The organism is Burkholderia sp. Ac-20392 (genome assembly GCF_017104585.1).
Classification (GTDB): Bacteria; Pseudomonadota; Gammaproteobacteria; order Burkholderiales; family Burkholderiaceae; genus Burkholderia; species Burkholderia lata.
Map to the genome: position 1 here is coordinate 1 of NZ_JAAGPB010000217.1, position 13,555 is coordinate 13,555.

The window sequence follows — 13,555 nt, forward strand, 5'->3', positions numbered from 1 at the left end:
TCGCGGAGCGCGCAACCCAGAGGAATCCATGAGCGCATCACCCGCCGAGCGGAAGGCCGGACCCGTTTCCATCGTGCGACTCGAAGCCGCGATCAACGCGTGGCGCGAAGTGTACCCGCCGGCGCCGGACGGCGAGGACGGCTACGCGCTCGACGCCGGCAGCAATTGCCTCGCGGAGCTGTACGGCACGATGATCTGCTACAAACTGCCGGACGTGCCGCTCGACTCGCTGAGCGACGCGCAGCGCGACGCGCTCTACGCGACCGAGGTGTGAGAGAGGGTCGTGACGCCGCCACTCCGCGGCGTCGATGAAACAACGGGAAGCTCGCGGGCTTCCCGTTTTGCATTGGGCGGCGCGGGGCCGCGCGCGTGGCGGTTGGCGCCGCCTGCGGTATCGTGATGGCATCATCCGGTCGAGATTGACCGCCGGATCGCTGTCCGGGAGGCATCGAACATGGAGTTGAGACACCTCCGCTACTTCGTCGCGGTTGCCGAAGAGCGGAATTTCACGCGCGCGGCCGAACGGCTGCATATCGCGCAGCCGCCGCTGAGCCGGCAGATCCAGCAGCTCGAGGAGGCGCTCGGCGTGCCGCTGTTCGAGCGCAATGCGCGGCCGCTGAAGCTGACCGACGCGGGGCGCTTCTTCTATTCGCACGCGGTGCAGCTGCTCGCGCAGACGACCGAGCTCGAATCGATGACGAAGCGGGTCGGCAAGATCGAGCGCAGCATGTCGGTCGGCTTCGTCGGCTCGACGCTGTACGGGATGCTGCCGAAGATCATCCGGCGCTTTCGCAGCGAATACCCGGCCGTCGAGCTGAGCCTGCACGAGATGTCGACGATGGACCAGATCAAGGCGCTGAAGGAAGGGCGCATCGACGTCGGGTTCGGGCGCATCCGTCACGAGGATCCGAGCGTGCGGCGCGTCGTGCTGCGCGAGGAGCGGATGATCGTCGCGCTGCCGGTCGGCCATCCGCTCGACAGCGCGAAGCCCGTGCTGTCGCTGCACGATCTCGTCAACGACACGCTGATCATCTTTCCGAAGGCGCCGCGCCCGAGCTATGCGGACCAGGTGCTCGCGGCCTTTCACGACCGCGCGTTGCAGCCGCGCAAGATCTACGAGACGCGCGAACTGCAGATCGCGCTCGGCCTCGTCGCGATGGGCGAGGGCGTGTCGGTCGTGCCGCACAGCGTGTACGGGCTGAAGCGCGACGACATCAGCTACAAGCCGCTCGACGATCCGAACCTCGTGTCGCCGATCATCATGAGCATGCGGATGCTCGACGAATCGGAGGACCTCCGCGCGATGCAGGCGCTGATCTACCGGCTGTACGACGAGGCGCAGATGGAGTATCTGCCGCCGCAGCCCGAATGAACGCGCGGGCAGTGGGGGCTTGCTTGACGCTATGTGCTGGCGCGGGCCACCATCGCAGGATCCGATACGGCCGCCGACGGGCGGCCGCTTTCATGCAGACGACACACACATGACCGATATCCCGATCGAGGAGACAACCGTCGAGACGCCGCAAGGGCGTCTCTTTGCGAAACGCTGGCGCGCTGATCCGGCGCAACAGGCGGCGGGGGCGTCGACGCAGCACGCACGGGAGCCGGCCGCACCTGGGCCGGCCGCACCGATCGTGCTGCTGCACGATTCGCTCGGCTGCGTCGACCTGTGGCGCGATTTCCCCGCGCAGCTTGCGAGCGCCACGCAGCGCGACGTGATCGCCTACGATCGCCTCGGCTTCGGTCGCTCCGATCGTCATCCGGGGCAACTCGGCACGACGTTCGTGCGCGACGAGGCCGATCATGCATTCGCGGCACTGCTCGAACAACTGGGCGTCGACGCGTTCGTCGCGCTCGGGCACAGCGTCGGCGGCGGGATGGCGGTCGGGTGTGCGGCCGCGCATCCGCAGCGTTGCCGCGCGCTCGTGACGATCGCCGCGCAGGCGTTCGTCGAGGATCGCACGCTGGCCGGCATTCGCGACGCGGGGCAGCAGTTCGACGAACCGGGCCAGCTCGACCGGCTCGCGCGCTATCACGGCGACAAGGCCGAATGGGTGTTGCGCGCGTGGGTCGACACGTGGCTGTCGCCGGCTTTTCGCAACTGGAATCTCGACGACGAATTGCCGCGCGTGCAATGCGCGACGCTCGCGATTCACGGCGAAGACGACGAATATGGATCCGACGTGCATCCGAAGCGGATCGCCGCGCGCGTCGCGGGGCCGTCGTCGTATCTGTTGCTCGGCCGGTGCGGGCACATGCCGCACCGCGAGCGAACCGACGACGTGCTGGCCGCCGTGACGACGTTCCTGCGCGACGCGCTCGCCTGAGCGCTGCTGCCACCGGCGGGCATGCGCCCGCCGGCCATCAGAACGCGAGCTGGATCGCGAGGTCGATCGCGAGCAGCGCGATCGAGCAGCCGATACCGAGGACCACGTTCGGCAGCCGGTGCTCGAAATCGCGATGATCCTTGCGCATCGCGGCGCCGAGCAGGAAGATCGCCTCGACGACGATCTGCAGCCCGACGAACAGCAGCATCAGCAGATACTCGTAACCCATCTGCTTGAACGCGGCGAATTGCATCCCGTGATCGCGGATCCATTGGCCGACGCGCAGCAGTTCGTAAACGAACAGCAAGGCGGGAAACAGGTAGCTGATGAAATAGGTCGGCGCGGTGGCGTGCCGTAGTTCGAGGTGGAAATGCTGATGCGTGGTTGCCATCACGAATCCCTCCTTGCAACGCATGATTGCGGTCGCGACGGCAGCGCGACAACGTGCAAACGAAGGGATTACCCGAAGCGTCGTGCGCGGCCGTACGACATCAGCATACTGCTGCACGGGAAATTTGGCATGCGATGCGTGCGTTCGTCGTAAAAATGCATCTGCGCCGAACGACGCGTTCATTGCGGCATATTTGCAGGATGCGCTGCATCGGCCGGCTCCGTGGCGCGCGATGCATTCGGCATCCACCCGTCCGGATGCTGCTCCAGATCGTCGGCCAACGCGCGCAGCGCGCTCGACGTTCGCGCGAATTGCGTCAACGTGCGGCGCACGTTCGATGTATTGGCACCTTGTTGCACGAGCATCGCCTGCGCGGCCGTGAATGATTGCCGCGCGGTGCTCAGCGCGATGCGTGCATGCGGTGCGAGTTCGGTATCGAGTTGCCTGAACAGCGCATCGGTATTCGCGAGCGCTGCGTTCAGATCCGTGCCGATGCGATCGAGCGGCAACCGGGAAAGCGTGCCGGCGATATCGGTCATCTGGACGCGCAGCACGTCGAGCGTGCCGGGCACGGTCGGCAACGCGATCGGCTCGCGATTCGTGTCGACCGAAGCGGGCGGTGCATGCGGAAACATGTCGAGTGCGACATACGAGCGGTTCGCGATCGGGTTGCCGACGCGCAACTGGCCGCGCAAACCGCGCGCGACGAGCGTGCGCAGCAGCGCCTTGCCGGCTTCGCTGGCGCCGTTGCCGAGCACGTCGCGGTAGCGCTGCCCGAGGCGATCGGGGTAGAGCGCCATCGTCACGCGCATCGTGACGTCGCCGCGTGCTGCGTCGTATTCGGTACCAACGGCCGTCACGTTGCCGAGTTCGATACCGCGAAATTCCACCGGCGCGCCGACCTCGAGGCCGCGCAGCGAACGATCGAAACGCATCACGACGGGCGCGGCGGGCGCGTTCGGCGTGCGCATCGCGTCGATTTCGTCATCGGCCACGCGAAAGCGTGCGCCATCCGGCGCCGCGACGCCCGGTGCGCGCCCGGGCGGCGACGCGAATGCAAGGGCACCGCTGAGCAGCGCAGCGATCGACGGCGTGTCGAGCTTCATGCCGCCCGCACCGAGCCGCAGGCCGAGGCCGCCGGCTTGCCACCAGCGCGCATCGACGTCGACGGTTCGATCGAACGGTGCGGCGACGAACACGTCGATCGAGACGCCGTGCCCGTCGGCGTCGAGCGCATAGCCGGTCACCTGGCCGACGCGTGCGCGCCGGTGATAGACGGGCGAACCGATCGCGACCGAGCCGAGCGATGCCGCGCGCAATGTGTAGTGGCGGCCGCCTTCTTCGGTGACCGGTGGCGCATCGAGCCCGGTGAACGTCGTACGCGGTTCGCGTGAATGGCCGAGCGCGGCCGCAATGTACGAACCGGATAGCACCGCATCGAGACCGGAGAGGCCACCGGCCCCGAGGCGCGGCCGCACGATCCAGAAGCGAGTGTCCGCCGCCGCCAGTGCCTGCGCGTCGGCGTTCAGTCGCACATCGATCGTCACGCCCGGTTGTCCGCGCATCACGTGAACGCGCGTGACACGGCCGATTTCGACATTGCGAAGCCGCAGCGTCGATCGGCCGGCCGCCAACCCGTCGGCGCTCGCGAAGACGATCGTGATCGTTGGCCCTCGGCTGCCGAGCGACGCGATGCCCCATGCGATGCAGAGCGCAGCGGCCGCGAGCGGCACGATCCAGAAGAGCGCCGCTCGCGCGCGAGCCGGCACGCGTCTGCGCAACATGGGCCAACGTATTCCGGCGGGTTTCAGTCGAACTGCGCGACGAGTGCATCGGCGCCCTTGTCGATGCCCGTCCTGGCCGCGCTGAGCGCACCGAAACTCGCACCGATGTTCATCGCGTTCGGATACTGCTTCGTCACGTACGCGTTGATCAGCCGGTTCGTCGCCGCATCGCGGATTTCCACCGCATACATGACCGAGCCCGTGAACGCGCCTTCGCGGCCGCGAATCGCCTGCACGCCGTTGTACACGTTGCCCGCGAGATCGAAGTGCGCGAATGCGCCGGCAAACGTCGTCGTCGTCACGGCGCCCGTCAGCGTCAGCTTCACGCGCAGCGTACCGGGCTCCGGCGTGCTCGTCAGTTCGAAGCGCTTGCCGAGCTTCTTCGCGAACGTATCGCCCATGTACGTGGCGAGCGTCGACTTGTCCTGGTCGGTCAGGTCGCCGAACTGGTGGTCGGTGCCGCGATAGATGGCCACCGGGTCGAGGATCAGCTTCCGGTACTGGTGCCAGTCGGCCGGCAACGCGTAGCGGTAGGGCACGCGGCCGGACTTGTCCTGCGGATCGCTGCGCAGGTACGGCGACGATTCGATGCCGCTGTAGCGGGCGGGCTGGACGCCGGCGCATCCGGCGAGCGCGACGCAAAGCGCGGCGTTGAGCAGGTGGCTGGACTTGAACAAGGGGTTCATCTGACGCTCCGGGTCGGGGTTCGCACCGGTGGAGCCGGGCGAAGGGTGGTGAAACAGGGCGGCATTGCCGCTTCGGGTTTATGAAAAAAACCAACCAGACGGTTTGTTTTTAAGGCGCAGCAATCCCATGAATATCGGGAGCGACAAGCCGTCGGGCAGGGTTGATCGGCCGGACAGCCAGGCTGCAGGCGGCGCTTGCCCCGCGCCGCGCGACGCGCGGTGCGGTCCGGCATCCGGCCGGGGCCGATGCGGGAGCCGATCGTAGCATCGCCATTTCCGGATGTAAACCGACCAGGCGGTTTGTTTGTGATAGACTCCGCGCACTTCCTTCATCCGATCGCGCCGGTCCGGCGCGGTCGCATTGCACGACTCCATAGCGGGGACAGTTCATGGACAACCCGACGCGTTCCGAGCGAACGCGCACTGCCGCGATCCAGGCGGCGCTCGCGATCCTCGAGCGCGACGGCCCGGGCAAGCTCACGTTCGATGCGATTTCACGCGAAAGCGGTATCAGCAAGGGCGGGCTGATGCATCAGTTCCGCACGAAAGGCGATGTGCTGAACGCGCTGATGGAACATCAGCAGGACTACTACCAACGATTCCAGCGCGAGTATCTGGCCGCACGCGATCCGGGCGAGGCGCAGCCGACGCTGTCCGCGCAAATCGCGACGATGCGCGAAGTGATCGACCAGCAACCGTCGGCCGCGCTCGCGATCATGGCGGCGCTGGTCGAGGATCCCGCGCCGCTGCAGCAGGTGCGGGATATCGACGCCGAGAACGCGAAGCGCATCGCGGCCGAATCCGGCGATCCGGATCTTGCGTTGCTGCGCTGGAAGGCGGCGTGGGGGCTCGCGCTATCGGCGATGTTCGGGCTGTGCCCGCTGTCGGCCGACGAACGGGCCCGTCTGTTCGACCGGTTGCTCGACGAGTCGCAATGGCCGTCGGGCGGCAGCGCTGCCGCGCCGGCCGCGAAATCGGCGCGGAAAAAATGAAACGCGCGTTCGTCGCTTGCGGAGTGGCGGTCGTCCGCTTCGGACGCTCGCTGCTCGCGGTCGTGCTCGGGCGCTTGTGATCCGGTGAGCGCGTGACCGGCCGCCGGCCACCGGCGCCGCTCAGCGTTTCGCTTCCGCGCCTTCGACGAACAGCTTCGCGACCGCCTGGAACTCGCGTTTCAGCGACAACCCCGGCACGGTCAGCCAGCGCAGCATCGCCGCGAGATATAGGTGATGGAACCACGTCGCGAGCTGGTCGGCGTGCAGCGCGCCGTTCAGTTCGCCGGATTGCTGCCCGGCGGCGATCAGTTGCTGCCACACGAGCGCGATATCGCTGCCGTTCTCTCCACCGCTTGCCGGTTCGACCGCGCCGATGCTCAGGAAGCGATGGCGCAAATACGCGAGCAGGTACGCGGGATGCTGCTCGCACCACGCAGCCGACGCATCGAGCACGCAGCCGATGCGCGACGCGAAGGTCTTGCGTCGCGCGACGTCGCGCTGCAGATGTGCGAGATCGCGTGCGAGTTCACCTTCCAGCCAGTGCGCGAGCACGGCTTCCTTCGTTGCAAAGTGGTTGTACAGCGTGCGCTTCGCGACGTCGGCCTGCGCGGCGATCTGTTCCATCGTGACGGCTTCGTAGCCGTGCGCGTCGAACAGGCGTGCACCGGTGGCGGCGAGATGCGCGAGCATCTGGATGCGCTTGCGTGCGCGGCGGCCCGGATCGTCGGTCGGAATCGTCATGGCGGGGGATTGACTGAAAGTGCACGAGTTGCATTAGTATACGACGTGCACTTTTCTGAATCCACCCATTGCCGCCGTGCACGAGGAGTCACGCATGAAGCTCGTCATCGCCACCTACGGCACCGAAGGCGACACGCGCCCGCTCGCGGCGCTCGGCCGTGCGCTGATCGATGCCGGCCATGATGTCCGGCTGCTGGCCGATGCGGCGACGCTCGGGTCGGCCGCTGCGCTCGGCGTGCCGTCGGCGCCGTTGTCCGGCGATATCCGCCGTGCGATTGCACCGGATGGCGCATTGGCGGATGCGGTGCGCGGGCGCGGTGGTTTCAACGACACGTCGAAGGCGCTTGCCGCGATCGCCAATGCGAACACGGCGGCGTGGATGCGCGAAATCTCGGACGCGTCGGAAGGCTGCGACGCGATCCTCGTGTCGGGGCTCGCATCGTTCGTCGGCTTGTCCGTCGCCGAGTATCGCGGCGTGCCGGCGATCGGCACCGGCATGATTCCGATCACGCCCACCACGGAATTCGCGTCGCCGTTCCTGCCGCCGGGGAAGCTGCCGCGCTGGCTGAACCGCGCAAGCCACCGGTTCGTGAATGCGCTGTTGTGGCAGGCGTTCAAGAAGGCGACGAATGCGGCGCGAGCGAGCGTGTGCGGGTTGCCGCCGCGCAAGCAGGTGTGGACCGATCATCCGATGCTGTACGGCGTGTCGCCGGCGCTGCTGTCCGGCCCTGGCGACTGGCCGTCGAACGTGCAGGCATGCGGCCAGTGGCGGATCGATGCACGGGCATGGGAACCGCCGCCGGAACTCTCGGCTTTTCTCGAAGCGGGCGATCGGCCCGTGTACATCGGTTTCGGCAGCATGGCCGGCTTCGATCGCGCCGCGATGGTCGAAGCGCTGACGCACGCGCTCGCCGGCCGGAGAGCGTTGTTCTATCCGGGCTGGAGCGGCATCGACGCATCAATGCTGCCCGTGCACGTTCACGTGATCGGCGATACGCCGCATGACTGGCTGTTCCCGCGCGTATCGATGGCGATTCATCACGGCGGATCGGGCACCACGCATTCGGCTGCGCGGGCCGGCATGCCGTCGGTCGTCGTACCGTTCGCGGGCGATCAGTTCTTCTGGGCGAACCGGCTGCAACGGCTCGGCGTGGCGGGTGCGCCGGTGGCGGGGCGGCGTGTGGACGCTGCCGCGCTGGCGCGAGCCATCGCGTTTGCCGAACGGGACGAAACGAAAGCGCGCGCGATCGAACTCGGCGCGCGCATCGCGCAAGAGGACGGTTTGAAGCGGGCCGTCAGTGCGATCGAGCGATGGGGGCGGGCCGCAGCGCGGTGAGCCCGCGCATCGGCGTCAGAAATGCCCGGTGAACCGGTAACGGCTGCCCGGGTGCCACAGATTCGCGACCGACGCGACCATCCCCTGCGACCACGTGCGCCGATGCAGCAGCAGGCAGGGTTCGCGATCGTCCATCGTCAGGTGGCGGCGCGTTTCGGTATCGGGCATCGCGGCCTCGATCCGGTATTCGACGCGCTGCAGCGGCGCGACGCGGGTCAGGTACTGGTTCGGCGTGGTCGTCGTGAAGTCCTGCAGCGCATACTCGGGCGCGCAGGCCGGATTGACCCAGCGTTCCTCGAGCTGCACCGGCGTGTCGTTCTCGAAGTGCAGCACGCGCGAATGGAAGATCGGGCTGCCCGTGTCGATCTGCAGTTCGTCAGCGAGCTTCGTATCGGCGACGGCCGCACCCACCTGCAGCACCTGCGCGCGATAGCCGTGGCCGCGCGCGGCGACTTCGTCCGAGATGCTGCGGATCGCGACGAGCGTCGATTCGTACTTCGGCGACGCGACGTACGTGCCGGAGCCGCGTGTGCGCGTGAGCACCTGTTCGGCGGTCAGCTCGCGCAGCGCGCGGTTGACGGTCATCCGCGCGACGTTGAATTCGCGCGCGAGCTCGTTCTCCGACGGCACCTGGTCGCCTTCCGCCCATTCGCCGGCATGAATGCGCGCGAGGATGAAGTCCTTGATTTCCTGATAGATCGGTGTGGTCATGGGATCACGATTCCAGAGTCGGCAGCGGCCCGCCGCCGAATGCCGATCCGGCGCGCGCCCGGCGCCGAGTGTACCGGTTTCGCGGACGCGCGGGCCCGGATTTCCCGAATGATCCCTGTTCGGCCGGCGCGCGTCCATGCGGGATTGCACAGAGCGGCCGGCCTTTGACGGTCGGCGCGCGGTCAGAACCGATGCCGGATGCCGACCGTTCCGACCACCTGCGTGTTGGTCGACGAAGCCGCGAGCCCCGTGACGTTCGCGAACCCGAGCGTCGCACCCGACGGCACGCCGAACTGGTGCTGGTAGACGGTTTCCGCGTACACGTCGGTGCGCTTGCTCAGCGCGTAGTCGGCCATCAGCGTCACCTGGTGCCATTTTGGCCGGTGGCTGCCGGTTGCGTCATCGTAGCGGCCGTTGGTGAACGTATAGGCGCCCGCGAACGAGACGGCCGGCGTCAGCGCGTAGCGCGCGTTGACCTCGAAGTTGTCGAAGCGCAGCGCGTTCAGCGCGCCGGGCAGCGACGACGCGGCTGTTTCATCGAACATCGAATGCGTCCACAGCGCGCCGACCGTCAGCCGGTCGAACGCGTAGCTGCCGCCCGCGCCCATCACGCGCTGGCGCACGGCCGGGAAGTTCGGGCCGTCGTTGGTCGACAGCGCACCGCCGGCCGTCAGCCCGCCGCGGTTGAGCTGCAGGTACGCGGCGCCGAGGCTGACCGGCCCGTTCGCATACGACACGCCCGCGCTGTACGCGCGGTTGTTCGCGAAGCCGCCGGCCGCGTTGCTGAACCCGTACAGGCCGCCGAACTGCCAGCCGGCGAGCGTCGGGCTCGTGTATTTCACCGCGTTGTCGATGTAGAACGAATCGTCGAGGTTGTCGTTGTCGAACGGATGCGATGCGAGGTTGTTGCCGTCGCCGTTGTTCGCCATCGCGAGCGGGCCGAGATAATCGACCACGGCATCGTATTGGCGGCCGAGCGTCAGTGCGCCGTACCGGTCGCTCTGCAGGCCGACGTACGCGCGGCGGCCGAACATCGTGTTCTTGTAGGACTGCGTGCCGTTGTTCAGGTTGAAGCCGTTTTCGAGGCGGAACAGCGCATGCAGGCCGCCGCCGAGATCCTCGTTGCCGCTCAGGCCGAACACTGTATTCGACAGCAGGCCGCTGCCTTGCTGCCACGCGCTTTTACCCGACTGGTTGTTCGTATAGGCGATACCCGCATCGAGCATCCCGTAGAGCGTGACGCTGCTTTGCGCATGCGCGGCCGCGCTGAGGAACGCGAGGGAGAGGGTACCGGCGACTGCTTTTTTCATTGAATGTGCTTCCTGGAAAGGCCCGTAGCGACGGGAACGACGATCCGGCGCGCGCACCGGTGGCGAACGGGTGCGGCTCGTGACGAACCGCACGCGTTCGCACCGGAAACGCGCGTTCGAATCGATGAAAGGGGAGCGGGCGCGTGACGCGTGTCACGCGCGGCCGCGTCAGATGCCGGCTAGTGCTGCAGCAGGCGGATCGTGCCGAATTCGGCGGCCGGCAGCAGACGGAGGATCGACAAGATCGCCGGCGACGCCTGCGACCGCGCGACTTCGAGCTCGATGCACGCGCGCCCGGTGCGGTTGTCGATCGCGGCCGTATAGAAATTGAGCGCGGCGCCGACCGCCTGGTGCAGCAGGCGCCGCACGACGGCGAGGTTGTCCGATTCGACGCGGATCGACAGCAGCACGAGCTCGTCGGCAGGGTGCCGGCGCCGCGAACGAACGGGCGGCAGCGTGCGTGAAGCGGCGGATTCGGTTCTGGTCGATTTCATGCTGGCACCCCGGGTCGCATCGTGCTCCGCACCGCGGAGATCTCGTCTTGGACATGCCGCCCATTCTAGGAATCGCGGTGACGATACGGTGTATAGACTCGAACCGGCCCTGAAAAGAACCTATAAAAACGCCATTGCCGCCGGCTTTCGTCTTTACAGCTTTTTTATTCCTTGTAAAGAAATTGAACACCGCTTTGATACGCGGATTTCTACACTGTCGCATCCCATTCGCCAGATGAGCATGGGGGCGTCATAAGGGCCTGCGCCAGCACGGCAAGGCCCGATATGCCGACGATCGCGCGGCGTTGCCGCGCATATGAAAAAGGGGAAAGCCATGTTGTGGATCACCGGCGCGTTGTCGCTCGCGCTCTTTATCTATCTGTTTCATGCGTTGATCAAGCCCGAGCGGTATTGATCGGCGCGATTCAACAGGAATTCGAAAATATCGGTGGATGTCATGAGCGATCTGCTTTTCATTCTGTTCACGCTCGCGTTCTTTGCCTTGACGGCGGGTTTCATCACCGGCCTTGACCGGATCTGAGCGAGCGTCGACATGTTCAACAATCTCATTCAATTCGCGATCGTTCTCGCGATCATGCTGGCGCTGGTGCCCGTCGTCGGGAAATGGCTCGCGCACGCCTTTACGAGCCCGCGCCATGCGTGGGTCGAACGCCGTACCTATGCGCTGCTCGGCGTGAACCCCGACGAAGCGATGTCGTGGCAGCGCTACGGGATGGTGCTGCTGCTCAGCAATGCCGGGATGATGCTGGTCGGCTACCTGCTGCTGCGCATCCAGGACGCATTGCCGTTCGACGCGCTGCAGCGCGCGTCGCAAAGCCCCGACCTCGCCTTCAACACGGCCGCATCGTTCATCACGAACACGAACTGGCAGGCGTACGCGGGCGAGAGCAGCCTGTCGAACTTCTCGCAGATGGCCGTCATCACGTTCCTGATGGTGGTCAGCGCGGCGACCGGCGTCGCGGCCGCGGGCGGCTTCATCCGCGGGCTGAGCCGCAAGAGCGCGGCGGACATCGGCAACTACTGGGTCGACTTCACGCGCGTGACCTATCGCGTGCTGCTGCCGCTCAGCTTCGTGATGGCGCTCGTGTACGTGTGGCAGGGCATGCCGCAGACGCTCGCGTCCGATGCGTGGGCGACCACGCTCGAAGGCGCGCGCCAGCAGATCGTGATGGGGCCCGTGGCCAGCCTCGAATCGATCAAGCATATCGGCACGAACGGCGGCGGCTTCTTCAGCATGAACGCCGCGCATCCGTTCGAGAACCCGACGCCGCTCACCAACACGCTGCACATGCTGTCGATGCTGCTGATTCCGTCCGCGCTGACCTATGCGCTCGGCACGATGATCGCCCGGCGCCGCCAGGGCTGGGTGATTCTCGGTGCGTTCGTCGTGATGTTCGTCGGCTTCCTGGCCGTGATCTATTCGGCCGAGCAGCACGGCAATCCGCTCGTGGCCGGGCTGGGCGTCGACCAGCAGATGAGCGCCACGCAGCCGGGCGGCAACATGGAAGGCAAGGAGATGCGCTTCGGCATCGCGCAGACGAGCCTGTTCGCCACCGTCACGACGGCCGCGACCACCGGGTCGGTCGACGCGATGCATGATTCGCTGACGCCGCTCGGCGGGCTCGTGCCGATCGCGCAGATGATGCTGAACAACGTGTTCGGCGGCGACGGCGTCGGGCTGATCAACCTGTTCACGTTCGCGATCCTCACGGTGTTCCTGGTCGGGATGATGATCGGGCGCACGCCGGAATTCCTCGGCAAGAAGATCGAGGCGCGCGAGATGAAGCTCGTGATGCTCGCGGTGCTCGCGCATCCGTTCAGCATCCTCGGCTTCACCGCGGTGGCCGCGATGCTGCATTCGACGATGGACAGCCTCGCGAACCTCGGCCCGCACGGCTTCAGCGAAGTGCTGTACGCGTACACGTCGGGCACGGCCAACAACGGCTCCGCGTTCGCGGGCCTGAACGCGAACACGCCGTTCTTCAACACGACGATCGGCTTCGCGATGCTGATCGGCCGCTACCTGACGCTGCTGCCGATGCTCGCGGTCGCGGGCAGCCTCGCCGCGAAGAAGAGCGTGCCGGAAAGCGCGGGCACGCTGTCGACGTCGACGGGCCTGTTCGCCGGCCTGCTGGTCTTCGTGATCCTGGTCGTCGGTGGCCTCACGTTCCTGCCCGCGCTCGCGCTCGGCCCGGTCGTCGAGCACCTGATGATGTCGGGCGGCCAACTGTTCTGAGGAAAACATCATGATGCAAGGCAATCGCCAGGCAGCGGCCGCCGCCGCGCCGGCACCCGGTTCTTCGTTCGGCGCGGCGACGCGCGGCCTCCTGCGGCCCGTGATCGCTTCGTCGGTGCTGTTCATGCTCGTCACGGGTGTCGCGTATCCGCTGCTCACCACGGGCGTCGCGAACGTGCTGTTCCCGTCGCAGGCGCGCGGCAGTCTCGTGCAGCAGAACGGCACGACGGTCGGCTCGGCCGTGATCGGGCAGAACTTCACGCGTGCCGGCTACTTCCACGGGCGGCCGAGCGCGACGGTCGGCACCGATCCGGCCGATCCGTCGAAGACGGTCGACCAGCCGTACAACGCGGCCGGCAGCGGCGCCAGCAACCAGGGCGCTACGAGCAAGAAGCTGCTTGCGGACATTGCGCAGCGTGTGCGCGTGTACCGGCAGGAGAACGCGCTCGCCGCCGGCACACCGGTGCCGGCGGATGCGGTGACCGCGTCGGCGTCGGGGCTCGATCCCGAGATCTCGGTCGCGAAC

At 66.8% G+C, this 13,555-nt stretch carries 15 protein-coding genes; 7 read left to right on the forward strand and 8 right to left on the reverse strand.

Annotated features, from left to right (window positions below):
* Nucleotides 1-28: 28 nt before the first annotated feature.
* From G3N99_RS22365 to G3N99_RS22375, 3 genes are all read left to right on the forward strand, one after another.
* Nucleotides 29-274 (forward strand): DUF3717 domain-containing protein, encoded by a 246-nt coding sequence (locus tag G3N99_RS22365; protein WP_089497522.1) that lies wholly within the window; start codon nt 29-31, stop codon nt 272-274.
* Between the two features lie 180 nt (nt 275-454).
* On the forward strand, nt 455-1,372 hold the full coding sequence (locus G3N99_RS22370; protein ID WP_011355987.1) for a LysR family transcriptional regulator: 918 nt from the start codon (nt 455-457) through the stop codon (nt 1,370-1,372).
* A 109-nt stretch (nt 1,373-1,481) separates the two neighbouring features.
* Complete coding sequence (locus tag G3N99_RS22375) at nt 1,482-2,327, forward strand: alpha/beta hydrolase (protein WP_206123500.1); 846 nt, start codon at nt 1,482-1,484, stop codon at nt 2,325-2,327.
* Between the two features lie 37 nt (nt 2,328-2,364).
* On the opposite strand, the gene G3N99_RS22380 is transcribed toward G3N99_RS22375, so the two are convergent.
* From G3N99_RS22380 to G3N99_RS22390, 3 genes are all read right to left on the reverse strand, one after another.
* Nucleotides 2,365-2,718 (reverse strand): hypothetical protein, encoded by a 354-nt coding sequence (locus G3N99_RS22380; protein WP_011355985.1) that lies wholly within the window; start codon nt 2,716-2,718, stop codon nt 2,365-2,367.
* A gap of 179 nt (nt 2,719-2,897) precedes the next feature.
* Entirely contained in the window at nt 2,898-4,502 is a 1,605-nt protein-coding gene (locus G3N99_RS22385; protein ID WP_206123501.1) for an MlaD family protein, read from the reverse strand.
* 23 nt (nt 4,503-4,525) lie between these two features.
* Entirely contained in the window at nt 4,526-5,188 is a 663-nt protein-coding gene (locus tag G3N99_RS22390) for a DUF3313 domain-containing protein (protein WP_206123502.1), read from the reverse strand.
* A gap of 389 nt (nt 5,189-5,577) precedes the next feature.
* On the opposite strand from G3N99_RS22390, the gene G3N99_RS22395 reads away from it, so the two are divergent.
* The gene (locus G3N99_RS22395; RefSeq protein ID WP_174940820.1) at nt 5,578-6,180 is read left to right on the forward strand and encodes a TetR family transcriptional regulator; all 603 of its coding nucleotides are present in this window, start codon (nt 5,578-5,580) and stop codon (nt 6,178-6,180) included.
* Between the two features lie 120 nt (nt 6,181-6,300).
* Here the strand turns inward: G3N99_RS22395 and G3N99_RS22400 are convergent, their stop codons facing one another.
* Complete coding sequence (locus G3N99_RS22400) at nt 6,301-6,921, reverse strand: TetR/AcrR family transcriptional regulator (RefSeq protein ID WP_206123503.1); 621 nt, start codon at nt 6,919-6,921, stop codon at nt 6,301-6,303.
* Between the two features lie 94 nt (nt 6,922-7,015).
* Between G3N99_RS22400 and G3N99_RS22405 the strand changes: the two genes are divergently transcribed.
* A complete protein-coding gene (locus G3N99_RS22405; protein WP_206123504.1) occupies nt 7,016-8,257 on the forward strand; it encodes a glycosyltransferase in 1,242 nt (413 codons plus the stop codon).
* Between the two features lie 15 nt (nt 8,258-8,272).
* Here G3N99_RS22405 and hutC read toward each other — a convergent pair whose 3' ends face one another.
* From hutC to G3N99_RS42020, 4 genes are all read right to left on the reverse strand, one after another.
* Entirely contained in the window at nt 8,273-8,968 is a 696-nt protein-coding gene (gene hutC / locus G3N99_RS22410) for a histidine utilization repressor (RefSeq protein ID WP_174938882.1), read from the reverse strand.
* 182 nt (nt 8,969-9,150) lie between these two features.
* Nucleotides 9,151-10,278 carry a porin gene (locus tag G3N99_RS22415; protein WP_206123505.1) on the reverse strand — a complete coding sequence of 376 codons (1,128 nt, stop codon included), beginning with the start codon at nt 10,276-10,278 and terminating at the stop codon, nt 9,151-9,153.
* A 179-nt stretch (nt 10,279-10,457) separates the two neighbouring features.
* A complete protein-coding gene (locus G3N99_RS22420; RefSeq protein ID WP_241011792.1) occupies nt 10,458-10,772 on the reverse strand; it encodes a hypothetical protein in 315 nt (104 codons plus the stop codon).
* Nucleotides 10,773-11,022: 250 nt separating this feature from the next.
* Nucleotides 11,023-11,346 carry a hypothetical protein gene (locus G3N99_RS42020; RefSeq protein WP_241011793.1) on the reverse strand — a complete coding sequence of 108 codons (324 nt, stop codon included), beginning with the start codon at nt 11,344-11,346 and terminating at the stop codon, nt 11,023-11,025.
* On the opposite strand from G3N99_RS42020, the gene kdpA reads away from it, so the two are divergent.
* Both kdpA and G3N99_RS22435 read left to right on the forward strand, forming a co-directional pair.
* Entirely contained in the window at nt 11,326-13,029 is a 1,704-nt protein-coding gene (kdpA, locus tag G3N99_RS22430; RefSeq protein WP_206123506.1) for a potassium-transporting ATPase subunit KdpA, read from the forward strand. The two genes, G3N99_RS42020 and kdpA, sit on opposite strands and share 21 nt — an antisense overlap.
* 10 nt (nt 13,030-13,039) lie before the next feature.
* On the forward strand, nt 13,040-13,555 hold a 516-nt coding region (locus G3N99_RS22435; RefSeq protein ID WP_206123507.1), incomplete at its 3' end, for a potassium-transporting ATPase subunit C.